The organism is Microbispora rosea (genome assembly GCF_044460045.1).
Lineage (GTDB): Bacteria > Actinomycetota > Actinomycetes > Streptosporangiales > Streptosporangiaceae > Microbispora > Microbispora rosea.
This window is the reverse complement of sequence record NZ_JBITJO010000011.1, coordinates 93,201-116,285: the sequence shown is the minus strand read 5'-3', so window position 1 is coordinate 116,285 and position 23,085 is coordinate 93,201. Positions and strand designations below refer to the sequence as shown.

Sequence of the window (23,085 nt, the reverse complement as noted above, 5' to 3'; positions counted from 1 at the left end):
CCGTATCGTTCGATCCATTGGTCTCCGCCGATCGGGGCGGCGGTAGTGCCGAAGCGGTTTGCTCCGATACCCGACTGAAGTAACCGGCAGATTTGTTGCCAAACCGTGTCACTTCCGATGGATTGGGGAGACCTTCCCCGTATCCGTCGGATCCATGCGGGCGAATTCGCGGGCACGAGGCGGCCTGGGTGTTTTTCGGCAGGTCACAAGGGATGAACCGATTTGAGATTCGGACATCATCTGTGGCGGTCACGCGATCGGCGGCGGGTGTGGTCTCCCGCACCCCCGGACGGCCACAGGCCTCATGGTGGCTCCACCCCGGTCATCCCTAGCATGGTCATCGTGCGAGTGGAGGATGACGGCATGGGCGGAGCCGATGCCCTCGGCGCAGGACCGGGCGTGATCGAGGCGGGGTCGCCGTGCGTGTGATGCTGGCCGAGGACTCGGCGCTGTTGCGCGAGGGCCTGGTGCGGCTGCTCAAGGAGGAGGGTCACGACGTCCTGGCCGCGGTGGGCGACGCCGACGCGCTCCTTGAGGCGGTGGACGGCCAGAGCCCCGACGCGGTGGTGGTCGACGTACGGATGCCGCCCACCCACACCGACGAGGGCCTGCGCGCCGCGCTGGAGATCCGGCGGCGCCGGCCTGAGGTCAAGGTGCTCGTGCTGTCGCAGTACGTCGAGAAGAAGTACGCCACCGAGCTGATGAGCGGCAGCATCGACGGGGTCGGCTACCTGCTCAAGGACCGCGTGGCCCAGGTCGGCGACTTCCTGGACGCGCTGGAGCGGGTGGGCGCGGGCGGCACGGCGTTCGACCCGGAGGTGGTGCGTCAGCTGCTCGCGCGCACCAGCCACGCCGACCCGCTGGCCCAGCTCACCGTCCGCGAGCGCCAGGTGCTCGAGCTCATGGCTCAAGGCCTGACCAACGCCTCGATCGCCCACACCCTGCACGTGTCGCAGAGCGCGGTGGAAAAGCACGTCAACGCCCTGTTCGACAAGCTCGCCCTGTCGCACACGACCGGCTACAGCCGCCGGGTCCTGGCCGTCCTGCGCTACCTCGGCTCCTGAACCGCCGCAATCCGCCGCGTCGCCGCCGGGCGGCTCCACGGCTGTCACCGCGGCCGTTCCGTTGAATGTTTCATCACGAGCCGCCGGACAGACGGTGAGCCCGGGCCGGAATTGCCAGGTGAACGCGTTCGAGAGGCCGAGGCGCCGCCGGAGCTTCCGATCTTCCTCTTGACGTGACCCGGTGAGTCCTAGTTTGCTCCGCCAATATCGCTGTAATCGACACCCGCGGGATCGACATCTCGCACCGCACGATATGTGAGCGCTAACACGCCCCACGGCTCGGGGAAGGAGGGGTCTCCATGATCGGAGGCGGTCCGCAGCTGCGCGCCACCCCGCAGCGTCCCGGGTGTGGCCGGCGCAGAGAGGAAGCCCACCCCTAACGGGCCCTCGTCCGCTCGTACGCGCACCACCACTGCAGGCAGTCGAGAGGAGCCCGGATTCGCCGATGAAATGTTAGCGCTAACAGGTCCGATGGAGGCCACTGCGGTGCAGCCGACGATCTGCGGAACCATGCACTCGCCCCGGTGCGGTGTGATCCGTGCCGCCGGCGTGCCGGGGAGACCCGGGGCGGACCTGCCGGCCGCGGCCACCATCGACCCTTCCAGCGCCTCTGCAGGTGCCGGTCTCGGAGTTCGGGAGCCTGTCGACCTCCTGGCCACAGAGCTCACGGGTCCGTCCCGATCGGCTGACCGACCCCGCCCGGGTCCGCGAGACCACTGCGGTTTGCCCTGCGTGGCCCGCTTCGCCACGCTTTCACCCCCAAGGAGAACGAAACAATGGATTCACCCCCCATCCGAGTGACGAGCGGCCGCATGCGCCTCGTGGCGGTCCTGGCCACGGTGCTGACGACCGTGCTGGCGTCCGTTGTGGCGTGGTCGGCGCCGGCGTCGGCGGCGGCGGCGCCGTTGGTGAGCGTGGCGTCGGGACGATGCCTGGACGTGTCGGGCAACACCGACGCGCTGGGCACCGCGCTGCAGATCTGGGACTGCAACGGGCAGGCGAACCAGGCCTTCGAGTTCACCTCCTCCGGTGAGCTGCGTACCTTCAACGGCACCCGGTGCCTGGACGCCTACAACATGGGCACCACGAACGGCACCAAGGTCGTGATCTGGTCCTGCAACGGCCAGAACAACCAGAAGTGGCGCCAGAACGCCGACGGCAGCATCGCGGGCGTCCAGTCCGGGCTGTGCCTGGACGTCGTCAACGCCGGCACCAGCAACGGCAGTCAGGTCCAGCTCTACAGCTGCTGGGGCGGCGACAACCAGAAGTGGACGATCCGCGGAGGCGGCGGCCCGAGCACGACGCCGTCCCCGACGGTGACGCCGACCGGCGGCACGTGTGACCTCCCGTCGTCGTACCGCTGGAGCTCGACGGGCGCGCTGGCGACTCCGAAGTCCGGGTGGGTCTCGCTCAAGGACTTCACCAACGTCGTCTACAACGGCAAGCACCTGGTCTACGCGACGACGCACAACACGGGATCGAGCTGGGGTTCGATGAACTTCGGCCTGTTCACGAACTGGTCGGACATGGCCTCGGCCAGCCAGAACACGATGAACTTCTCCGCCGTCGCGCCGACGCTGTTCTACTTCGCGCCCAAGAACATCTGGGTGCTGGCCTACCAGTGGGGCGGGACCGCCTTCTCCTACCGGACCTCCAGCGACCCCAGCAACCCGAACGGCTGGTCGGCGCAGCAGACCCTGTCCACGGCGAGCATCTCCGGCTCCGGCACGGGCCCCATCGACCAGACCCTCATCGGTGACGGCCAGAACATGTACCTGTTCTTCGCCGGGGACAACGGCAAGATCTACCGGTCCAGCATGCCCATCGGGAACTTCCCGGGCAGCTTCGGCTCGAACTACACCCAGATCATGAGCGACTCCACGAACAACCTGTTCGAGGGTGTCGAGGTCTACAAGCTCCAGGGCCAGAACAAGTACCTCATGCTCGTCGAGTCGATCGGCTCGCAGGGCCGCTACTTCCGCTCGTACACGGCCACCAGCCTGGGCGGTTCGTGGACCCCGCAGGCCACCAGCGAGAGCAACCCCTTCGCCGGCAAGGCCAACAGCGGCGCCACCTGGACCAACGACATCAGCCACGGCGACCTGGTCCGGTCCAACCCCGACCAGACCAAGACCGTCGACCCCTGCAACCTGCAGCTGCTCTACCAGGGCCGCAGCCCCAGCTCCGGCGGCGACTACGGTCTCCTGCCCTACCGCCCGGGCGTGCTGACCCTGCAGCGCTGACGGCATGACACGGGTCCGTCCCGGTCTCCAGTCGTTCACGGCACACACGCGTACAGAACCTGAGCGCAGTCACCGTGAACGATGAGGACCGGGCGGAACCCGACCGGCGGGCTCGGCGCACGGCCGAGCCCGCCCAGTCACGCGGAGAGCCACCGCACGATCCCCCTGCACGACTCCACGACCGGACGCCTCTTCGGGAGTTTTACGGCATGTGAGCCGCGTCAGGCGCTCCCGATCGAATCGGAGGCATGCCCGCCGCCCTCCTCGTTCGAGGCATTGGGGTGGGAGACCGGCACCACGACCTGTTCGGTGTCCTTGTCACGCGTCACCCGGAGATAGACCAGTGCGCCGGCGAACAGCACGATCGAGGTCCACTGGTTGATCCGCAGCCCCAGGAGCGTCACCGCGTGGTCGACTCCGCCCACCGGGTCGATCCGCAGCCCCTCGATCCAGAACCGCCCGAACGTGTAGCCGGCGACGTAGAGGGCGAACAGGCGGCCGTGGCGCAGCGTGAACCGCCTGCCGGCCAGGATCAGTCCGAAGCCGAGCGCCGCGTCCCACAGCGACTCGTACAGGAACGTCGGGTGGTAGAGCACGCCCGGCTCGCCGCCGTGCGCCTGGTCAATCTCCAGGCCCCACGGCAACGTGGTCGGACCGCCGTACAGCTCCTGGTTGAACCAGTTGCCCCAGCGGGCGATGGCCTGCCCGAACGCGATGCTCGGCGCGACCGTGTCGGCCACGTCGTGCAGAGACAACCCCCGGCGGCGGCAGGCCAGCCACACGCCCACGCCTCCCAGGGCGATCGCGCCCCAGATGCTGAGCCCGCCTTCCCAGATGAACAGCGCCCGGTAGGGCTCCTTGATCGCGTGCGAGCCGAAGTAGGTCTGCCAGTCGGTGATGACGTGGTAGAGGCGGGCACCGATCAGCCCGAAGATCACTCCGGGCACCGCGATGTCGCCGATCGCACCCTTCTCGCCGCCGCGGGCGCGCCAGCGTCGCTCGCTGAGCCAGACGGCGAAGACGATCGCGACGATGAAACACAACGCGTAGGCCCGGATCGGGATGAACCCGAGATACCAGACGCCTTCGGAAGGGCTGGGAACCGAGGCAAGGGGCATGCCGGTGAGGCTAGTCAACGTGAGGCCACCTGGCCGCCTTCGTGACCCGATCGCAAAGGTGTATTGCAGAAAGCGGAGCCATCCCGGGGCCTTTCGCTTTCCCGAACGGCGGTGACACCCGGAAAGGCGTGGTACGTCCGCCGGCGCCGGCCTCTCCGAAGGCTTTTCCGAGGATGTCGTACGTGCCTGCTTTGATTCTCCCGAAACAGACGCCGAGTGCGAGATGAGGTGCTGCGTGGCCGACTGCCTGGCCAGTCTCGTATACGAGGTCAACGACCTCTACGGGAACATCGACATCGTGGACGGGGACAGTGGCGACCCCCTGGCCGCCTCGCTCCCGACGGAAACTCGGGAGGAACACTGGTGGATCGAGACCGACGAGGCGTTCTTCCTTCTGGCGAATAGGGAATGCCGCGCCTACGTGCGGTTCGAATTGTGGAGCGGGCCGCCCACGGCCGTCGATCCCTCCTGGCAGCGCTCGTGGAGCGGACGGGTGCGTGTGCCCTCGGGCAGGCTCCAAGCCCGGGAGAACTTCATGGGTGGCGACCATGAGACGTTCGACCTGGGCTGTGCCGATGTCGAATGGTCGGTGGACGTGCACGCGAAGACGCTGGAAAACCACTTTGATCCGGACTTTCCCCCCGACATCTTTCGCGTAGAACTGTTCAAGCTGTGCTTCTGGCGGTTCGACCACCGATAAGGGCACGCCGGCCACTCACCGCGTACCGGGGCTTATGGCGGACGGCGTCGGCGATGCGGGAGGTGCGTCAGACGACGCAGGTGATAAGGCCGACGAGGGGCCGAGACGCCCAATCCGCCGGAGGCTAAAGTGTGGCGCATGACGCCGCTTCGGCTCGTGACCGACCGCCGGTAAGACCAGCGTGATCGCCATCGCTCAGTCGCCGTCCGCGGGCCGGGTTCTGGCCGGAGCCGCCGGAGGCGTCGCGGTGGCCGCCCTGCTCGCGTTCCGGCTGGCCGGCCACGGCGGGTTCGCCACCGACCCGGTCGGCGTGCTCGCGCTGGCGGCGGGAGCGATCGGCGCGGCCGTTGCCGCCACTCGGCTCGCCGGGGTGGGCAACCGGCGGGCCGGCACGCTCGCGACCTGGCTCTGCGCCGCCCTGCTCGCCAATCTCGTCCTGGCGGCCTTGGCGGTGTGGATGGTCACGGCAGGGCACCCGGCCGCCGCACTCGCGGTTGCCGCCTGGAATTCGGCGTGGATCCCGCCGCTCGCCCTCATGCAGCTCACCGCGTCCGCGGCGATCCGGACCGGCGCAAGGGCACCCTGGACACACCCGGTCCTGGCCGCGGCGAGCGGCACGGTCACGCTCGCCAACGCGCTGCTGACGACGGCGAGCGAGCCGTTCACCGGCCTGCCGACCATCGCGCCGGAGGACTGGCGTACGGCACTCGAGCCGGTCGGCACCTTTGCCACGCTGCTCGGCGTCCTGGCCCTCCTGCTCGTCCCGGTGACGCTGTGGCGTGCCGCGCTCGGCTCGGAGGGATCCGCCCGCGCGCGGATCGGAGTCGCCGCGGCCGGGGCGAGCGCCGCTCCGCTCACCGTCTGCTTCTGCCTCCTGCTCGCCGTTGCCCGTGACCCTGGCGCCGTAGAGCCGTCGCTCGGCTCGGTCGCGTTCCTCGTCGCTCTCGCCGGAGCCTCGATGTTCAGCACCGCCTGCGCGCTGATCGCCGCGCGCGGCGGCGTCGAGGGTCGCCAGGTGGCGATCGTCGTGCGCGGCACCGGGCTCGCCGGCGCGGCCCTGGTCGTGATCGGGACCGGGACCGTCATCGCGGCTCCCGGTCTCCGGCTCGGCGCGAGCTCGGTCGCGTTCCTCGTCGCGGCCGTGACGGTCGTCGTCGGGGGCGGCGCCTGGGCCGGGACCGGACGACTCGCCCGGGCCCTGACCCCGCAGCACCCGCAGCACCCGCAGGCCCCGCAGCACGCGCAGCACGCGCAGGACCCGCCGGCCCCGCAGGCCCTGAACGACAGGGGTCTCGCGGCGCCGGCCGGAGGGGCAACGGTCACCGGCCTGACTCCACGCGAGGCCGAGGTGCTCGCCGTCCTCGCCGAGGGGGCGAGCAACGCCGGGATCGCGGCCCAGCTCGTGGTGTCCGAGCGCACGGTCGACGCCCATCTCCGCGCGATCTTCGTCAAGCTCGGCCTCACGCCCGGCGCGGAGACGAATCGTCGCGTGCGGGCCGCGAGGATCTGGCTGGACCACGCCGCCGGGAACCGGGGCCACAGGGAGTGAGCAAGGCCGACTGAGCTGGGCTTTTCCAAAGATAGGTGCTGAGGCCGATGCCCGCACGACGCCCCGTCGTGACGGTGGACAACAGCGCGAGTCGCGCTGACACCGATCGAAGGAGGCACACGACCGTGACTGCATCCGAACTCCCCGGCACCGTGATCCCCCCGGCCGCGGCTGCCGAGCCGGTCCCGGCCCGCTGGGCCCCGCAGCGCGTCGCTCTCGCCGGGCTCTTCGTCCTGCTGCTGGTTTCGCTGGCCGGACGGACCGGGTTCACCTTCTGGGAGCCGCCGTTCGACGGCACGGTCCGGTACGACGACGTACGCGCGTTAGGCGGCGCGTACTGGCCGATGAACCTGTACCTCGGCGGTCCCGGGTATGCGATCTCCTGGGTCGCCGCCGGGGTCTTCTTCGTGCTGCTCGCCCGGGGCAGGGCCGGTGTGCTCAACCTGGCCGGCGCCCTGCTGGCCGGGATCGGCGGGATCCTCTTCGCCCTCACGATCACCGCCCAGGTGCTGCCGTTCGCGTACGCGGCCGACCCCGAGGTACTGCCCGAGGCCGAGGGCCGGCAGCTCTTCGACGTCCTGAACGCACATCTCGACCGGCTCCTGCCGGCGATCATCGGCACCCAGGTCGCCATCGCGGTCGGGGTGCTGCTCGTGCTCGTCGGGACGCTGATCTCGAAGACGATGCCGCGCGGACTGTCGATCACGGGCATCGCATACGTCGTCGTGTTCGTCGGGCTGCCGGCCGAGTCACTCGGCGCCGGGGTCGTCGCCGTCGGGTATCTGCTCCAGGTCACACTCGTCGCCGCGGTCGGCTGGTTCGGGCTTCGCGCCGGACTCGGCAGGCATTAGAGGGCAGGGACCGGCGGGCAGGGGCCCTCGCGTGGCGTCACCACTCCCGTACGGCGCCGGCCGTCGTCGACGATCGTGTCGCCGCGTACCTGACCTCTGTGGTCAGTGCACCTAGAGCAGGAGGGAACTGATCCGGGTGGCACCGGACGTCAGCTTCGCGGCGATCGACGCGACGTCCTCTTCGCCGAGTCGGGAAGGCGGCGCCGCGGCCGCCAGTGCGGCGGCGATCCTGCCGCTCGCGTTCCGCACCGGAACCGCCACCGACGCGACGTCTTCCTCGCTCTCACCGAGGCTCCAGGCGTAGCCCAGCCGTCGTGCCGTCGCCAGGACCGATGTGAGCTCCTCGCGGTCGGTGACCGTCTTGCGTGTGAGCGGGGAGAGCACGCTCGGCAGGTGGGTCTGGAGCTCCTCGTCGCTGAGCTCGGAAAGGAGGATTCGTCCGGTCGCTGTCGCGTAGGCCGGACGGAGATCACCGTCCCGCGCACCTACACGAAGTGACTTCGGCGTCTCGATGGACTTGAGGAAGAAGACCTCCGAGCCCTGCAGGACGGCGAGGTGGATGGTCTCGCCGAGCTCGGTCACGAGCTCGGCCATCACGGGGGCCGCGGCCCTGGTGAGGTCGAGTCCCCGGGAGATCGACACGGCCACGCGCAACAGCGAGGGCCCGACGACGTAGGCCTTGGACAGCTCGTCCTGCGACGCGAAGCCGTGCGCGACCAGCACCCGGAGCAGCCGGTGCGCCGTCGACCGCGCGACCCCCAGCATCCGGCTGACGTCGGCCACCCGCAGCTTGTCGTGCTGCTCGAACGCCGCGATCAGGCGCAGCACGTTGTCGGCAGAGCCGATGGGGGAGTCGAGCTTGTCCGGCGCGTCCATGGATGTCCTCACGACGATCAGCAAGATAGTGATTCTAACCTGCGGAATGACGTTCGTGTCAGCGAGACGCCTGGGCGGAGGGTTGTCGACTCCTGTACACCTGATCCGGTGGCGGGGATCAGTAGACCGCGCGGCCGCCGGTGATGTCGTAGACCGCGCCGGTGGAGAAGCTGACCTCGTCGGAGCACAGCCAGGCCACGAGCGCCGCGACCTCGGGCGGGCCGGCGATGCGGCCGAGAGGCTGGTTGGGGATCGCGCGTCCCGCCAGGTCCGGCATCGGGCCCACGATGCCCGTGTCGCCGACCGATCCCGGGGCGACCGCGTTGACCAGCACGCCACTCTCGGCGACCTCGCGGGCGAGCGACTGGGTCAGCGCGATGACACCGGCCTTCGCCGCCGCGTAGCCCGAGCGTCCCTTGTTGCCCTCGAGGCCGGCGATCGAGGCGATGTTGACGATCCGCCCGGCCGTGGCTGCGACCAGGTGGGGGAGCGCTGCCCGGCAGACCCGGAAGGTGCCGACGAGGTCGACGTCGACGACCCGGGTGAAGTCGGCATCGCTCGTCTCGGCCAGCGGGGCGTTCGGTCCGATGATGCCGGCGTTGTTGACGACGACGTCGAGGCCCCCGAGCTGCTCGACCACATGCGCCACCGCCGCGTTGACCGACGCGGTCGAGCTGACGTCGCACGGGACACCAACCGCCCGTCCGCCGAGCTCGGCGACGATCGGGGCGGTGTCGGCCACATCGAGGACGGCGACGTACGCCCCCTCGTCGGAGAGGCGGCGCGCGATGGCCGCGCCGATCCCGGCGGCCCCGCCCGTCACCAGGACCCGCCGGTGCGCAAGGCCCGGGTACATCAGCCGGCCTCGAGGGCCGCGCGAATGCCCTTGGTCAGGTCGGAGACCGCGGGCTCGAGCATCGGCGCCATCAGCACCTCGAGCATCGGCGCCATGGGGCCGCCCGGCTGCACCTGCAGCTCGAAGGTCAGCAGGGACCCCGCGCCGCTGCTGTCCGCCGGAGCGGAGGCGATCGTCGCGGCCGCGGCGCGCACGGCCTCGTCGGCGCCCTCGGCGCGCTTCATCATCCGGCGCATCATCCGCGCCTGGAAGCGCGCGAACGCCTCACGGAGACGACGGCGCTTGCGCCGTGGCGCCGGGGCGGCCGGCGCGGGTGACTTCTCGGCCGGCGTCTCGGCCTCCCGGGCGTCGTTGCCGGTCGCCGGCTCAAGGGTGAAGCTGCCGGAACCGGAGAGCTTCTCGGTCAGGCCGGTCAGGGTGAACTCGACACGCTTGAGCGGCTCCCAGAGGGTGATGTCGGCCTGCAGGTCCACCTCGCGGGCGAGCATGCCCATGTCGCCCTTCAGAGTCCAGATGGACTGCCGGTCGTTCACCTCCACGACCTTCTGGTAGCCGATCATCAGTGGCGCCCAGTTGGGGAGGTGCTCGACGAAGGCCCAGACGCGCTCAACTGGCGTCGCGATTTGCACCGTGTATCGGATCTGCGGCACGTGACTCCTCCGGACGCGCTCGGGCGGGCAAGGTCTGCCCGTGACAGCGACGAGATTAGGGATCGTCGTTGACCTGGTGTGACGACCGTCCTAGGGTTTCCGTCGTGCAGAATGCTGTGGGCCGCTCGACCAAGCCCGCCGCTTATCCGATCGAGTCCGTCGACAACGCGTTACGGCTGCTGACGCTGCTGCGCAACCGGACCGACGTGCCGGCCGTGATCGCCGGCGACGGTGCCGGCCCGCCCGGGTTCGAGCTCGGGCCGGGGCTGGGCGTCGTCGAGGTCGCGCGCCAGCTCGGGATCGCACCGTCCACGGCGCACCGCCTCCTCGCGATGCTGGTCCACCACGGCTTCGCCGTCCAGGACCTCAAGCGCAAGTACCATCTCGGCCCGGCGTTCTCGGTGACGCCGGCATCGGCGCGGTCCGGACGCGACCTGCGCGCCGTGATGAGGCCGTCGCTGGTCGCCCTGAGCCGGCAGCTCGATGAGACGGTCCACCTGATGGCGCTCCAGGGCTCGGCGGTGCGGTTCGTCGACGGCATCGAGGCGGCCCACGCCGACCGGGTCGGTACGCGGGAGGGCATGGTGCTCCCCGCCCACAACACCGCCGGCGGCCGCGCGCTTCTGGCGCAGTTCACGAAGGCCGAGCTCGAGTCCCTCTACTCCCACGGGCTCCCCGTTGTCTACGGCCCCGCCGTCTCCGAGCTCCCGGAGCTCGTCTCCAAGCTCAACGCCGTACGCCGGCGTGGCTATGCGATCAACGACGAGGAGAGCGAGCGCAACATCGTCTCGGTCGCTGTGGTGCTCAAGGACACCGACGGCGTCGTGCGGGGTGCGCTCGCGGTCGCAGTCCGCCCGTCGCGTTGTCCCAACAGCCTGATCCCGAAGATCGGCAAGGCGTTGATGGCGGAGGCGTCCCGGATGGCGCCCGACTTGTGCGACATCGACTGAGGGGCCGAGCCCGGAAGAAAACGTTCTGTCCTCAAGAATGTTCGAACGCCGCCGAGTATGAAGACGGCCGCTCCTGATTACGTCCCTTGCCAAAGGTGACGGGAGCTAACGATGAATATGCTGATCGACGGCAAGCTGGTGCCGGCGAGCAATGGTGACACCTACGAGACCTTCTCTCCGGCCTCAGGAAAGTCCCTCGGGTTCGTGCCCGCCGCCACGGCCGACGACGTCGACCGCGCGGTGGCGAGCGGCAAGCGTGCCTACCTCGACTGGGCGGCTGCGGCCCCGGCCGAGCGCGCGAAGGTGCTGCGTCGGATGGCCGCCACGCTCCGCGAGCACCGGGACGAGTTGGGCCTCCTCGACGCCCAGGACGGCGGCAACCCGGTCACGGCGATGAAGGGTGACGTCGACCTGGCCGCCGAGCTGCTCGAGGTCTTCGCCGACTGGGCGATGAACCTCGGCGGGGAGACCGTGGTCGGGCGGTCCAACATGCTCCACTACACCGTGCGCGAGCCCTACGGCGTCGTCGCGCGGCTGATCCCCTACAACCACCCGCTGATGTTCGCGGCCTCGCGGATCGCGGCGCCGCTGCTCGCGGGCAACGCCGTCGTGCTCAAGGCGCCCGACCAGACGCCGCTTTCCGCCCTGCGGATGGCCGAGCTGTTCGCGCCGCTGGTGCCGCCGGGCGTGCTGTCCGTCATCTCCGGTTTCGGTGTCACGGCCGGTGCCGCGATGGTGGCGCACCCCGACGTACGACGGATCGCGTTCACGGGCAGTGTGCCGACGGGCCAGACGATCCTGCAGAGCGCCGCGCGGGCCGGCATCAAGAACACGACGCTGGAACTCGGTGGCAAGAACCCCATGGTCGTGCTCGAGGACGCCGATCCGGCGGTCGCCGCGGCCGGTGCCATCACGGGCATGAACTTCCACTGGACCGCCGGGCAGTCCTGCGGCTCGACCTCGCGGCTGCTGGTGCACCGCTCGCTGGTCGACGAGATCGTCGAGCGCGTGGCGGCCGGTGCTAAGGCGGTCAGGATGGGCGACCCGCTGGACCCGGAAACCGAGATGGGCGCCATGGTCACCCCGCAGCACCGTGACCGGGTGATGGGGTTCGTGGAGCGGGCCAAGGGGGAGGGTCTGCGGGCCGTGGCCGGAGGCGGCGCCTCGCTCAAGGGTGCGTTCGTCGAACCGACCGTGTTCGCCGACGTGCCGCCGACCGCGGAGATCTTCAACGAGGAGATCTTCGGGCCGGTGCTCTCGGTGACCGCGTTCGACACCGAGGATGAGGCGATCGGCCTGGTCAACGACTCACCGCTCGGCCTCACCGCCAGCCTCTGGACTCAGGACGTGGCCAAGGCTCACATCCTCGCCCGAAAGGTCGAGGCCGGTTATGTCTGGCTCAACACGTCGTCCCGGCACTTCGTCGGCCTCCCGTTCGGCGGGGTCAAGAACTCGGGGCTGGGGCGTGAGGAGCACGTCGAGGAGCTGCTGTCCTTCACGCAGGTGAAGGCGGTCTCGCTGGACCTCCAACCGGGCTCCCGCTGATTTTCGGACAGTCAGGATAGGGACAATTCCGTCCTGCAGAAATGCGGCCGCGATCTGTGGCCGTCGTCACAACCCTTTCCTAGCCTGAGCGTCGCACGGTGCCCTTTCGTGCGAGGTGAGCACAGGCGCACCCACCACCTCAAGGAGCGAAACCGATGAGCGAGACCCCCCGGACCTTCCAGGGATGGGTTCGATACGACGACAAGTTCGAGATGAAGACGCTGCGCCTGAACCCGATCCGCCCGAAGGACGTCGTGATCCGGAACCTGGCGGCGCAGGCCTGCTACACCATCGTCACGAACGTGTCCGAGCTTCCCAACCAGGCTGTCCGGCCGCGCAGCCCGGGTCACGGCGCCATGGGCATCGTCGAGGAGGTCGGCCCGCTCGTCACCCGCGTGAAGCCGGGCGACAAGGTCGTCACGCCCGTCCTCCCCGCGTGCGGCACCTGTTACAGCTGCCTGCGCGGCGAGTGGTGGTGCTGCGGTCACAAGAACGACATCGACTTCGCCCACCCCGACAACCCGCCGTTCGCCGAGATGGAGGACGGCCGGTCGGTCTGGCAGGACCACACCGGCGGCTTCGCCGAGCTCGCCGTGAACGACGAATCGTGGGTCGTGCCGGTCAACGAGAGCAGGCTCTCGAACATCGAACTCGCCTCGCTGGCCTGTGTGCCGGGCCCCGGCTGGGCCTTCGGCCTGCTCGGCATGCGCATCGAGATCGCATCCTCGGTCGTCGTCCTCGGTGCCGGTCCGCTCGGTCTCGCGATCATCCAGGCCGCCAAGATGGCCGGTGCCCGTCTGATCATCGCTGTTGAGCGGATCCCGCACCGCCTCGACGCCGCCAAGGCCGCCGGAGCGCACATAGTGCTCAACTCCGACGAGGTCGGCATGGACCACCTCGTCGGGAAGGTCCGCGAGCTGTGCCGACCGGCGACCGACAACATGGACGCCGGTGGGAAGCCGTACGAGGGCTTCTACGACGGCAACGGCGCCGACCACGTTTTCGAGGCAGCCGGCATCACCTTCGGCGACCCGACCACCGGGAGCCCCGACGACAGGACCGGCGCCCACTTCATCACCCTCGGGCCGAAGATGACCCGTCGCGGTGGCACGTTCGTCGCCACCGGCGTCGTCGCGCCGACCAACGATCCCAAGGTCTGGGGCCCGGCCCCGGGGCCGTTCGACTACCACGGCAAGAGGTACCTCTCGGCCGCCTACGGCGGTGCCAACGTCCTCCGGGACATCCCGCGCCTGGCGAACCTGATCGAGAACGGCTACCTGGACGCCAAGGCGCTGTGCGACCCGATCCTCCCGTTCGAGCGCGCCGACGAGGCGCTGTGGAGCGCGCTCAACCGCGACGCCCTGCTTCCCATCATCACCTTCGAGTAAGCACCACCAACCCGCCAAGGAGAGGTCACGGGGGACACCTGATCCTTCCACCCATCCGGGAGAACCAATGAGAAAGATTCGCCGCCTGCCCATCGGGGTCACGGCAACCGTCGCCGCCCTGGTCATGATGGGCTGCAGCAACACGTCCGCCCCGACGTCCAGCAAGGCCGACCCCCTGAAGGTCACGAACGGGTCGTTCGGGATCACCGAAGCCTCGGGTAACCCGGTCAGCGGTGGTTCGCTGACCTTCGGGTACGGCGGCGGCATCGCGAGCTTCGACCCCGTCTCGCAGCAGTATTCGGGCACCTCGGGCGGCGACGAGGCGCGGGCGGTCTACGGCACCTTGACCGAGTACGACACCAAGGCCGGTAAGTACGTGCCTTCGATGGCGGACTCGATCAGCGCCAACGACGACTTCACCGAGTGGACCGTCGTCCTGCGGGACGGCGTCGAGTTCACCGACGGCACGCCGTACGACGCGGACGCCGTCCTGTTCAACTTCGACCGCATGGCCAAGAGCGGCGCGGGCTTCTCCGGCCTGTGGACCTCCGTGGTGAAGAAGGCGGTCGCGAAGGACGCCAAGACGGTGGTCATCACGCTGAAACAGAAGTGGGCCGACTTCCCCTATCTCCTCTCCCAGGCCCCCGGCATGATCGCCTCGCCGAAGGCCGTCAAGGACGAGGGCGAGTCCTACCAGCGCGAGCCGGTCGGCGCCGGTCCGTTCATGCTCGACAAGTGGACCCCGGGGCAGAACCTCGTGCTCAAGGCCAACCCGGACTACTGGGACGGCAAGCCGTACCTCGACTCGCTGACCTTCCAGACGATCACGACCGGTGACCAGGCGCTGAAGGACGCCCTCCAGGCCGGTGGCATCCAGGGCAGCCTGATCGGCACGCCGACGATCGTGAAGGATTACATCCAGCCCAGCAGCGGCTACAGCGGTTACGTGCGGATGACCAACACCGGCTCGATGCTGCTGATCAACAACGGCACGCCCAGCCGGCCGGACACCCCCGGCAAGGACATCAACGTCCGCGAGGCCATCGCGTCCGCGATCAACACCGACGTGATCAACCAGCGCGCCTTCGACGGCAACGCGTTCCCGGGCACCGGCATCTTCTCCGCCGAGTCGCAGTGGGCCAACGACAAGCCGACCTTCACCTACGACGCCGAGGCGGCCAAGAAGCACCTCGCCGACGCGAAGGGCTTCGACGGCAAGATCGAGCTGATCTACCCGTCGGCGCAGGCCGAGGCGGCGCTGACCATCGAGGCCCAGCTCGAGGCCGTCGGCTTCAAGGTGGACGCCAAGCCGGTGCAGTCGATCACCGACCTCATCAACGCGGTCCTGATCAAGCGGGACTACGACCTCGCGATGTACGGCTGGCCGGTGCCGGACGAGCCGGGCGAGCTCTACACGAGCTACCTGGAGCGCTTCGGCCGCAAGGACAACCAGCTCGGCTACTACAACGAGACGATCGCGAAGGCGCTGAGCGACTTCGCCGCCGCCGACGACACGGCGGAAAAGGCCGCCCAGATGGCGACGATCCAGGCCCAGTGGGCCGAGACGGTGCCGGCTGTGCCCTACAACACGACGGCCCAGATGGTCGTGTGGAACAAGAACGTGCACGACATCGAGGTCTCCTCACGGCTGACGCTCGACTTCTCCAAGGCATGGATCAGCAAGTAACCCTGCGTCATGCACACGGTGTGCGGGGGCGTCGTCCGCCGCCCCCGCACCACTGCCCGTCCGATCGTTCAGCCGAGGTGAAGTTGGTGAGGACCTGATGAAAGCTGCGGCGGGAAAGGTGGCCCAGCTCCTGGTGGTCATGTTCCTGGTGAGTCTGGGCACGTTCTCGCTCACCTCACTCATGCCGGGAGATCCGGCGGTGGCGATCCTCGGTGACAACCAGTCGCCCGAGGCCTACGCCCAGCTCCGCGAGAAGCTCGGTCTCAACGAACCACTGGTGGAGCGGTACTTCACGTGGCTCGGCCACGTGTTCCAGGGTGACCTGGGCACCTCCATGGTGCCGCCCAACGAGGACGTCACCAGTCTCATCCGGTCCGCGTTCGCGGTCAGCATCGAGCTCGCGGTGCTCGCGCTCGTCGTCGCACTGGTCGTGTCGATCCCGCTCGCGATGATCTCGGCGCGTCGCCCCGACGGCCTGCTCGACCGGGCGGCCAGTGCCACGACCTTCGGCATCATGTCGGTGCCGAGCTTCGTCTCGGGCCTGGTGCTGATCGCCCTCCTGGTCAACCAGCTGCACCTCTTCCCGCGCGTCGGCTGGGTGGGCGTCACCGACGGGCTCGGCCAGAACCTCTACCACGCTGCGCTGCCCGTGATCACGATCGCGCTGCTCGAGATCCCCACCTTCACCCGGGTCCTGCGCGGTGACCTCGTCCGCACTCTTCAGGAGGACTTCGTGCTCTCCGCACGTGCCAAGGGCATGCCCGCGTGGCGCATCATGATCTTCGACGCGTTCCGCCCGTCGTCATACTCGCTGATCACGGTGCTGGGCCTCAGCCTGGCCCAGCTCATCGGCAGCACGGTGATCGTCGAGACCCTCTTCTCCCTGCCGGGGATGGGCCGGCTGGTGGTCAGCTCCGCCAGCCAGGGCAACATCACGGTGGTCCAGGGCGCCGTGCTCGTCATCGCCGCCTGCTACGTGCTGATCAACGCCGGAGTCGACCTCATGTACAGCGTCATCGACCCGAGGATCCGTCGTGTCGGCGCCTGAGGCCGCGGCGCTCGCGCCCACCGCGCGGCCCGCACGTCGTCGTCGCCGCATCGACCTGCTGCTGTGGTTCTGCGGCGCGTGGCTGGCGGTGCTCATCCTCGCCGCGATCACCGCGCCCATGCTCGGACTTCAGGAGGCGCAGGACGCCGCGAAGACCCTCCTCGAGCCGGTCTACCAACCGCCGTCGCTGGGCAGCACCCACCCGCTCGGCACCAACGCCCTCGGCCTGGACATGCTCTCGCGCATCATCTACGGCGCCCGGGTCTCGTTGACGGTGAGCATCTCCGCCGTCCTCATCGGCACATTCGTCGGCGGCACGCTCGGCGTCATCGCCGGCTACCTGCGGGGCAAGGTGGACAGGGTCATCGGCACGCTGACCAACACCCTGCTCGCGGTCCCCGCCCTGATCCTGCTCGTCGCCCTGGCCACTGTGCTGCGGCCGAGCGCGCTCAACATGGCGCTGGCACTGTCGCTGGTGGCCATCCCGGGCCTGATCCGGGTGACGCGGGCCAACACCCTCGCCTTCGCCCAGCGGGAGTTCGTGACCGTGGCCCGGGCGCTCGGCGCCGGCCGGGCGCGGGTTGTGTTCCGCGAGCTCATGCCCAACGTGCTGCTGTCGGTGGTGCCGATGTGCCTGGTGTACGTCTCGGCCCTGATCGTGGCCGAGGCCTCGCTCAGCTTCCTGGGCATCGGGCTCCGTCCGCCGCAGCCGACCTGGGGCAACATGATCGGTGAGGGCCTCAACGGGAAGATGGAGGACTATCCCCACCTCGTTTACGTCCCGGCAGCGGTCCTGTTCCTCACCGTGTTCTCGTTCAACCTGCTCGGCGAGCGGATGCGCAAGCGCTGGGACAAGCGGGAGGTGTCGCTGTGAGCCGGCCGTTGCTGCACGTACGTGACCTGACCACGACGTTCACCACCTCACGTGGCGAAGTCGTGTCGGTCGACCGGGTCTCCTTCGACCTGGAGCGCGGTCAGACGCTCGGCATCGTGGGCGAGTCCGGATCCGGCAAGTCCGTCCTCGGACGCACCGTCATGGGGCTCACCAGCACTTCGCCGAACGCCACGGTCACGGGGTCGGTGCTCTTCGACGGTGTCGACATCACCAACCCCGACAAGAAGATGCGGGCGGCGTACCTGGGCGCCAGGATCGCGATGATCTTCCAGGACCCGCTCAGCTCCCTGAACCCGGTCAAGCTGATCGGCGTCCACATCACCGAGACGCTGCGGCAGCACGACAAGTCGCTCTCCCGCCAGGAGGCCAGGCGGCGCGCGATCGAGCTGCTCGACACCGTGCGCATCCCCGACCCGGCCCGCCGGTTCGGCCAGTACCCGCACGAGCTCTCGGGCGGCATGCGCCAGCGCGTCGGCATCGCCATCGCCCTGGCCTGCCGACCGCAGCTGCTGATCGCCGACGAACCGACCACCGCGCTCGATGTGACCGTCCAGAAGCACGTCCTCGATCTGCTCGGCACGCTCTGCGAGGAGCAGGGCATGGCCATGCTCCTGGTGAGCCACGACCTCGGCGTCGTCGCCGGCCGCAGCGACAAGGTCGCCGTCATGTACGCCGGACGCATCCAGGAGGAGGCCGCGTCGTCGGACTTCTTCCGTCACCAGCGGCACCCCTACTCGCAGGCACTGCTCGACGCCAAGCCACACCTGGAGAACCCGGCACGGGCGGAGCTGGTGTCGATCCCCGGCCGTCCACCGGACCCGGCCCACCGGTTTCCGGGATGCCGGTTCGCCCCCCGTTGCCGGTTCGCCCAGGACCGGTGCCGGGAGGAGGAGCCCTCCCTGGAGAGCGGCGGCACTCCGTCCCACGGCGCCGCCTGCTTCTACCCGCTCGACGCGGTCCGCAGCACGAAGGAGGTGAGCATCTGATGGCAGGGACCGGGAAGACCCACCTGCGCGAAGCCGGCAGCACCCTGCTCCGGGTCGAGGATCTCCAGGTCGAGTTCCCCGCGAAGGGCGGCCGGCGCGTCCACGCCGTGTCCGGCGTCAGCTTCGACGTCGCACCGGCGGAGACCGTCGGGTTCGTCGGCGAGTCCGGCTGCGGCAAGTCCACCGTCGCACGCGCCGTGATGCACCTGCCCGCCCCGAACAGCGGTGTCGTCAACCTCGACGACACCGAGCTCGGCAGCCTGTCGGCGAAGAAGCTTCGCGAGACCCGGGTGGCGATGCAGCTGATCTTCCAGGACCCGATGGCGTCGCTGAACCCGCGGCGCAAGGTCAAGGACCTGGTCCAGGAAGGCGTCGAGATCTGGCACCGCGGCGGCGACCGCCGTGCGCTGGAGGAGCGGACGCGTGAACTGCTCGACGACGTCGGCCTCGACTCCGCGACGGTCTGGAACCGCTACCCGCACGAGCTCTCGGGCGGCCAGTGCCAGCGGGTCTCGATCGCGCGGGCGCTGATGATGCGGCCCAGCCTGCTGATCTGCGATGAGATCCTGGCCAGCCTCGACGTCTCGGTTCAGAGCCAGATGCTCAACCTGCTCAAGCGCACCCGCGCCGAGCACGGGCTGGCGATGATGTTCATCTCCCACGACCTCGGCGTCGTGAAGAACATCAGCGACCGGATCCTCGTCATGTACCTCGGCAAGGTCGCCGAGGTGCTCGAGGTGGAGGCGCTCGATCGCGAAACCGTCCACCACCCCTACACCCAGCTCCTCCTCGCCTCGGTGCCCCGGGTGACGGGGGAGCGGATCAAGCCCTCCGTGGCCGGGGCCGCCCAGGACCTGCCCTCGCCGCTGAACCCACCGAGCGGATGCCGGTTCCGTACCCGTTGCCCACTGGCGACCGACCGGTGCGCGCAGCAGGAACCGCAGCTCGAGGAGAAGCGGCCCGGGCAGTTCATCGCCTGCCACCACGTCTCGTGACCACCAGCGACACAAAGGAGAAGAGAAACATGAACGAAGCCGATGTCGTCGTCGTGGGCTCCGGCGCCTCAGGGCTGACTGCCGCGCTGATCGCGGCCGACGCCGGGTTGAGCGTCACCGTCGTCGAGAAGGCCGGCGTTTTCGGTGGCACGAGTGTCGTCTCCGGCGGCTCGATCTGGGCGCCCTGCAACCGCTGGCTGGCCGACCTCGGCCGTACGGACAGCCGTGAGGACGCGCTCGCGTATCTGAAGACCATCACGATGGGCCGCGTCGAGGAGGAGCGCTACACGATCTTCGTCGACACGGTGAACCCGATGCTCGACGAGGTCGTCGCGCTCACGGGCATCTCGTTCGAGGCGAATCCGCACCACCCCGACTACCAGCCCGACATGGCCGGAGCCATGGCCGGCGGCGGCCGGACCCTGCAGGGCGACCTGTTCGACACCACCCTGCTCGGCGACCTGCAGCCCAAGCTGCGTCAGGCGCACAGCGGCGTGCCGATCACGCGTCTTGAGGTCGACGAGTGGGGCCAGGACACTCTCGACCGCTGGGACTGGGCCCTGATCGCCGACCGGGTCAGCAAGGGCATCGTCGGCATGGGCGCCGCGCTCGTGGGCGCCCTGCTGCACGGCTGCCAGCGCAAGGGCGTCACGCTCCACACCGACACCCCGGCGCGGCGGCTGATCCGCGGGGCGGACGGCTCCGTCGCGGGCGTCGTCGTCGAGCACGAGGGCGTCGAGCAGGAGCTGCGCGCCCGGCGTGGCGTCGTCCTCGCCAGCGGTGGGTTCGAGTGGAACAAGACGCTGGTCGACCAGTTCCTCGGCGCACCGCTCACCGCTCCGTCCAGCCCGCCGCACAACACCGGCGACGGCCTGATCATGGCCATGGGCGCCGGCGCGATGCTCGGCAACATGAATCAGGCCTGGTGGAGCCCCTCGATCTACGTCAAGGGCGACAGCTACGACGGCGCCCCGCTCTACCGGCCCACCAGCAGTCTGCGGGCACTGCCGGGCGGCATCATCGTCAACAGGTCCGGCCGCCGCTTCGTCGACGAGGCGATGAACTACAACGACATGGGCAAGGCGCTGGCGAACTTCGACCCGCAGGCCTACGCGTACGCGAACCAGCCGTGCTGGCTGATCTTCGACCAGCGCTTCCGGGACTCCTACTCCGTGGCCACGGTGACCCCCGAGACGCCGACCCCGAGCTGGTTCACGGTCGCGGACTCCTACGAGGAGCTGGCCGGCAAGCTGGGCATCGACAAGGACGGCTTCCTCGACCAGATGAAGCGGTACAACGACTACGCCGCCACCGGCGTCGACATCGAGTTCCACCGCGGCGAGTCGACCTACGACTCCTATCGCGGCGACGCCCGCGTGACGCCGCACCGCAACCTGCGCCCGCTCGAAGGCGGCCCGTACTACGCCGTCGAGGTGCTCCTCGGCGCGCTGGGCACCAACGGCGGCCCGCAGACCGACACCACGGGCAACGTGCTGGCGGCGGACGGCGGCACGATCAAGGGGCTCTATGCCGCCGGCAACGTGGCCGCGAGCCCGTTCGGTCCCGGTTACCCCGGTGCCGGCGCGACGCTGGCGGCCGGCATGACCTACGGCTACCTCAGCGCGAAGGCGCTCGCCCGTTGAGCACGTGGGCGAACCCGCTCGCGCAGCCCCTGCGGATCGGCTCCCGCACCCTCCGCAACCGGATGGTGATGACCCCGCACCTGGGACGCCTGGGTGCGGGGCGGCTGCCGGCGTACCTGAGCCGGCGTGCGGAGGCCGGCGTCGCTATGGCCATCCTGCCCGCGGGTATGGGCGTGATGAACATGCCGGTCTACCCGCCCGACATCGTCGCAGGCCTCGAAGCTGCGCGCGGTGACCAGGACGGCGTGCCGTACCACCCGCGCGACGAGCGGTACGAGACGAAGCTGCTCGCCGGCCTCGGTGACGTCTTCGCGGGCTTCGCCGACACGGTGCAGCGGCACGGCGCCGTGGCGATCGGCCAGATCCACCACCCCGGCGCGGAGCGGTCCTGGGACAGCTTCTCGCCGGCGCTGGCGCCGTCCGCTCTGCGCGGCGACGAGTTCGGCACGGTGCCGCACGCACTCAGCGGCACCGAGATCGGCAACCTGATCGAGGGGTACGTCGGCAACGCGGGCTCCATCGCGGCCAACGGGTTCGACGGGGTCGAGCTGCACGCCAGCCACGGCTACCTGCTCAACCGCTTCATCTCGCCGTATTACAACCGCCGCACCGACGAGTGGGCCGCCGGCTCCACCCTGCTGGTGCGCCTGCTGGAGCGGATCCGCGAGCGGATCGGCTCGACGCCACTGCTCGGGCTGCGGCTGCAGGTCAGCGAGGAGATCGAGGGCGGGCTCACTCCGGAGATGTCGGCGAGGATCGCCTGCGACATCGCGCCGTACCTCGACTACCTCTCGGTCTCGATCGGCAACCACAACGGACTGCGCAACGGCCGGCCGAGCACGCCGTACACCAGTCCCTGGCTCACCGCGCACGGTCCTGCCGTCGACGGTGCCCGGGCGATCCGCACCGCGCTGGCCGAGGCCGGCCTCGAGCGGCCGCTCCTGGTGACCGGCCGGATCACCACCGCCGCGTTCGCGCGGGAGATCCTCGAGCGGGGCGACGCCGACCTGATCGGCGCCGCGCGGGCCTACATCGCCGACCCGGACTTCGCCGCCAAGGCGATCTCGGGTCGCGGCGAGGAGATCGCCCTCTGCATCGGCTGCAACGAGTGCGTGCGGGTCCCGCTGTCGTGCCCGGTCAATCCGGATGCGGGTCGCGAGGGCTTCCACGCGGGCTCGGCGCCGGAGTCGCCGAAGCGGATCGTCGTGGTCGGCGCCGGGCCTGCTGGAGCGACCGCCGCGGCGAAGGCCGCCGAACGCGGGCACGAGGTGATCCTCCTCGACCGCGAAGACGCCGTGGGCGGTACGCTGCGGCGCCTGGTGGCGTCTCCGATGCTGGAGGAGTGGTCGGCACTGGTCGGCCGGCTCGAACGCGAGGTCCGGGCGACCGGTGTGGACTTCCGGCCGGGCACGGAGGCGAACGAGGAGACCCTCGCCGAGCTCGCCCCCGACAAGGTGATCTGGGCGGTCGGCGCGGAGCCGCTGACGGCGCCGTTCCCAGTCGACGCGCCGGTTCTGACCACCTCCGACCTGCTGGTCGGCCGACGGCCGCCGGCCGACGTGCCCGTGGTCGTCGTGGGTGGTCCCGAGACGCATCTGGAGCCGTTCATCGCCGCGGAGTTGCTGGCCGGTGAGGGCCGGCGCGTGTGGCTGCTCACCGAGCGTCACGCGCACGGTGAGGACGTGGAGCCTCGTTCGCTGAGCGGGCTGCTGTCCCGGCTCTCGAAGCTGGGGGTGGAGTTCGTCTCGATGACCGCGGTGACCGCGTGGAGCAAGGGCGTGGTGCACACCGAGCAGGTCTTCAGCGGCGCGGCCGGGGAGATCCCGGCCGGCGCGGTCGTCACCGCGATCGGCCGGGTCGCCAACCCGGTCCCGGCCGGCGACGAGGGCGAGGCGTACGTCATCGGTGACGCCCTCGCGCCGAGACGGATCACCCACGCGGTGCTGGAGGGCCGGCGCTTCGGCGCGATGATCTGACCCGCGCGCCGTCCGCCCGGCGTACGGCTCCCGGAACGACGACAGAGCCGCCTCGGCGGCCCTGT

General features: G+C 69.6%; 19 protein-coding genes. 15 read left to right on the top strand and 4 right to left on the bottom strand.

What is annotated here, in order from left to right:
• Nucleotides 1–419 precede the first annotated feature (419 nt).
• Both ACIBK1_RS33930 and ACIBK1_RS33925 read left to right on the top strand, forming a co-directional pair.
• Entirely contained in the window at nucleotides 420–1,064 is a 645-nt protein-coding gene (locus ACIBK1_RS33930; protein WP_030509083.1) for a response regulator transcription factor, read from the top strand.
• Between the two features lie 776 nt (nucleotides 1,065–1,840).
• A complete protein-coding gene (locus ACIBK1_RS33925; protein ID WP_363525774.1) occupies nucleotides 1,841–3,307 on the top strand; it encodes a non-reducing end alpha-L-arabinofuranosidase family hydrolase in 1,467 nt (488 codons plus the stop codon).
• 221 nt (nucleotides 3,308–3,528) lie between these two features.
• On the opposite strand, the gene lgt is transcribed toward ACIBK1_RS33925, so the two are convergent.
• Nucleotides 3,529–4,425 carry a prolipoprotein diacylglyceryl transferase gene (lgt, locus tag ACIBK1_RS33920; protein WP_396739803.1) on the bottom strand — a complete coding sequence of 299 codons (897 nt, stop codon included), beginning with the start codon at nucleotides 4,423–4,425 and terminating at the stop codon, nucleotides 3,529–3,531.
• 235 nt (nucleotides 4,426–4,660) lie between these two features.
• Here lgt and ACIBK1_RS33915 point away from each other — a divergent pair, with 235 nt between their 5' ends.
• From ACIBK1_RS33915 to ACIBK1_RS33905, 3 genes are all read left to right on the top strand, one after another.
• The gene (locus tag ACIBK1_RS33915; protein WP_030511342.1) at nucleotides 4,661–5,125 is read left to right on the top strand and encodes a hypothetical protein; all 465 of its coding nucleotides are present in this window, start codon (nucleotides 4,661–4,663) and stop codon (nucleotides 5,123–5,125) included.
• A 181-nt stretch (nucleotides 5,126–5,306) separates the two neighbouring features.
• Nucleotides 5,307–6,674 (top strand): helix-turn-helix transcriptional regulator, encoded by a 1,368-nt coding sequence (locus ACIBK1_RS33910; RefSeq protein ID WP_030511343.1) that lies wholly within the window; start codon nucleotides 5,307–5,309, stop codon nucleotides 6,672–6,674.
• 125 nt (nucleotides 6,675–6,799) lie between these two features.
• Nucleotides 6,800–7,525 (top strand): hypothetical protein, encoded by a 726-nt coding sequence (locus ACIBK1_RS33905; protein WP_030511344.1) that lies wholly within the window; start codon nucleotides 6,800–6,802, stop codon nucleotides 7,523–7,525.
• 111 nt (nucleotides 7,526–7,636) lie between these two features.
• Here the strand turns inward: ACIBK1_RS33905 and ACIBK1_RS33900 are convergent, their stop codons facing one another.
• The 3 genes from ACIBK1_RS33900 to ACIBK1_RS33890 all read right to left on the bottom strand — a co-directional run bounded on the left by ACIBK1_RS33900 (nucleotide 7,637) and on the right by ACIBK1_RS33890 (nucleotide 9,907).
• The gene (locus tag ACIBK1_RS33900) at nucleotides 7,637–8,425 is read right to left on the bottom strand and encodes an IclR family transcriptional regulator (RefSeq protein ID WP_156081179.1); all 789 of its coding nucleotides are present in this window, start codon (nucleotides 8,423–8,425) and stop codon (nucleotides 7,637–7,639) included.
• A 94-nt stretch (nucleotides 8,426–8,519) separates the two neighbouring features.
• Nucleotides 8,520–9,257: an SDR family NAD(P)-dependent oxidoreductase gene (locus ACIBK1_RS33895; RefSeq protein ID WP_030511346.1), complete on the bottom strand. Its 738-nt coding sequence runs from the start codon at nucleotides 9,255–9,257 to the stop codon at nucleotides 8,520–8,522.
• Nucleotides 9,257–9,907 carry an SRPBCC family protein gene (locus ACIBK1_RS33890; RefSeq protein ID WP_396739799.1) on the bottom strand — a complete coding sequence of 217 codons (651 nt, stop codon included), beginning with the start codon at nucleotides 9,905–9,907 and terminating at the stop codon, nucleotides 9,257–9,259. The genes ACIBK1_RS33895 and ACIBK1_RS33890 overlap by 1 nt, the downstream gene beginning before the upstream one ends.
• Before the next feature lie 104 nt (nucleotides 9,908–10,011).
• On the opposite strand from ACIBK1_RS33890, the gene ACIBK1_RS33885 reads away from it, so the two are divergent.
• The 10 genes from ACIBK1_RS33885 to ACIBK1_RS33840 all read left to right on the top strand — a co-directional run bounded on the left by ACIBK1_RS33885 (nucleotide 10,012) and on the right by ACIBK1_RS33840 (nucleotide 23,020).
• A complete protein-coding gene (locus ACIBK1_RS33885) occupies nucleotides 10,012–10,857 on the top strand; it encodes an IclR family transcriptional regulator (protein ID WP_197042876.1) in 846 nt (281 codons plus the stop codon).
• Between the two features lie 111 nt (nucleotides 10,858–10,968).
• Nucleotides 10,969–12,402: an aldehyde dehydrogenase family protein gene (locus ACIBK1_RS33880; RefSeq protein WP_051762479.1), complete on the top strand. Its 1,434-nt coding sequence runs from the start codon at nucleotides 10,969–10,971 to the stop codon at nucleotides 12,400–12,402.
• 155 nt (nucleotides 12,403–12,557) lie between these two features.
• On the top strand, nucleotides 12,558–13,790 hold the full coding sequence (locus tag ACIBK1_RS33875; protein ID WP_363425782.1) for an alcohol dehydrogenase catalytic domain-containing protein: 1,233 nt from the start codon (nucleotides 12,558–12,560) through the stop codon (nucleotides 13,788–13,790).
• 67 nt (nucleotides 13,791–13,857) lie between these two features.
• Nucleotides 13,858–15,477 (top strand): ABC transporter substrate-binding protein, encoded by a 1,620-nt coding sequence (locus ACIBK1_RS33870; RefSeq protein WP_030511351.1) that lies wholly within the window; start codon nucleotides 13,858–13,860, stop codon nucleotides 15,475–15,477.
• A 97-nt stretch (nucleotides 15,478–15,574) separates the two neighbouring features.
• Nucleotides 15,575–16,525, top strand: coding sequence for an ABC transporter permease (locus tag ACIBK1_RS33865; RefSeq protein WP_030511352.1), 951 nt, complete (start codon nucleotides 15,575–15,577; stop codon nucleotides 16,523–16,525).
• Nucleotides 16,512–17,399 (top strand): ABC transporter permease, encoded by an 888-nt coding sequence (locus tag ACIBK1_RS33860; RefSeq protein ID WP_076442925.1) that lies wholly within the window; start codon nucleotides 16,512–16,514, stop codon nucleotides 17,397–17,399. The genes ACIBK1_RS33865 and ACIBK1_RS33860 overlap by 14 nt, the downstream gene beginning before the upstream one ends.
• Entirely contained in the window at nucleotides 17,396–18,406 is a 1,011-nt protein-coding gene (locus tag ACIBK1_RS33855; RefSeq protein ID WP_396739795.1) for an ABC transporter ATP-binding protein, read from the top strand. Before ACIBK1_RS33860 ends, ACIBK1_RS33855 begins: the two co-directional genes overlap by 4 nt.
• Nucleotides 18,406–19,401: an ABC transporter ATP-binding protein gene (locus tag ACIBK1_RS33850; protein WP_357314323.1), complete on the top strand. Its 996-nt coding sequence runs from the start codon at nucleotides 18,406–18,408 to the stop codon at nucleotides 19,399–19,401. The genes ACIBK1_RS33855 and ACIBK1_RS33850 overlap by 1 nt, the downstream gene beginning before the upstream one ends.
• 29 nt (nucleotides 19,402–19,430) lie before the next feature.
• The gene (locus ACIBK1_RS33845) at nucleotides 19,431–21,044 is read left to right on the top strand and encodes an FAD-dependent oxidoreductase (protein ID WP_030511356.1); all 1,614 of its coding nucleotides are present in this window, start codon (nucleotides 19,431–19,433) and stop codon (nucleotides 21,042–21,044) included.
• Nucleotides 21,041–23,020, top strand: coding sequence for an oxidoreductase (locus ACIBK1_RS33840; RefSeq protein WP_396739793.1), 1,980 nt, complete (start codon nucleotides 21,041–21,043; stop codon nucleotides 23,018–23,020). Before ACIBK1_RS33845 ends, ACIBK1_RS33840 begins: the two co-directional genes overlap by 4 nt.
• Nucleotides 23,021–23,085 lie beyond the last annotated feature (65 nt).

Coding starts and splice junctions, on each gene's coding strand:
- ACIBK1_RS33925 (WP_363525774.1), top strand. CDS start 1,841: ATGGATTCACCCCCCATCCGAGTGACGAGCGGCCGCATGCGCCTCGTG.
- lgt (WP_396739803.1), bottom strand. CDS start 4,425: ATGCCCCTTGCCTCGGTTCCCAGCCCTTCCGAAGGCGTCTGGTATCTC.
- ACIBK1_RS33895 (WP_030511346.1), bottom strand. CDS start 9,257: ATGTACCCGGGCCTTGCGCACCGGCGGGTCCTGGTGACGGGCGGGGCC.
- ACIBK1_RS33880 (WP_051762479.1), top strand. CDS start 10,969: ATGAATATGCTGATCGACGGCAAGCTGGTGCCGGCGAGCAATGGTGAC.
- ACIBK1_RS33875 (WP_363425782.1), top strand. CDS start 12,558: ATGAGCGAGACCCCCCGGACCTTCCAGGGATGGGTTCGATACGACGAC.
- ACIBK1_RS33870 (WP_030511351.1), top strand. CDS start 13,858: ATGAGAAAGATTCGCCGCCTGCCCATCGGGGTCACGGCAACCGTCGCC.
- ACIBK1_RS33865 (WP_030511352.1), top strand. CDS start 15,575: ATGAAAGCTGCGGCGGGAAAGGTGGCCCAGCTCCTGGTGGTCATGTTC.
- ACIBK1_RS33850 (WP_357314323.1), top strand. CDS start 18,406: ATGGCAGGGACCGGGAAGACCCACCTGCGCGAAGCCGGCAGCACCCTG.
- ACIBK1_RS33845 (WP_030511356.1), top strand. CDS start 19,431: ATGAACGAAGCCGATGTCGTCGTCGTGGGCTCCGGCGCCTCAGGGCTG.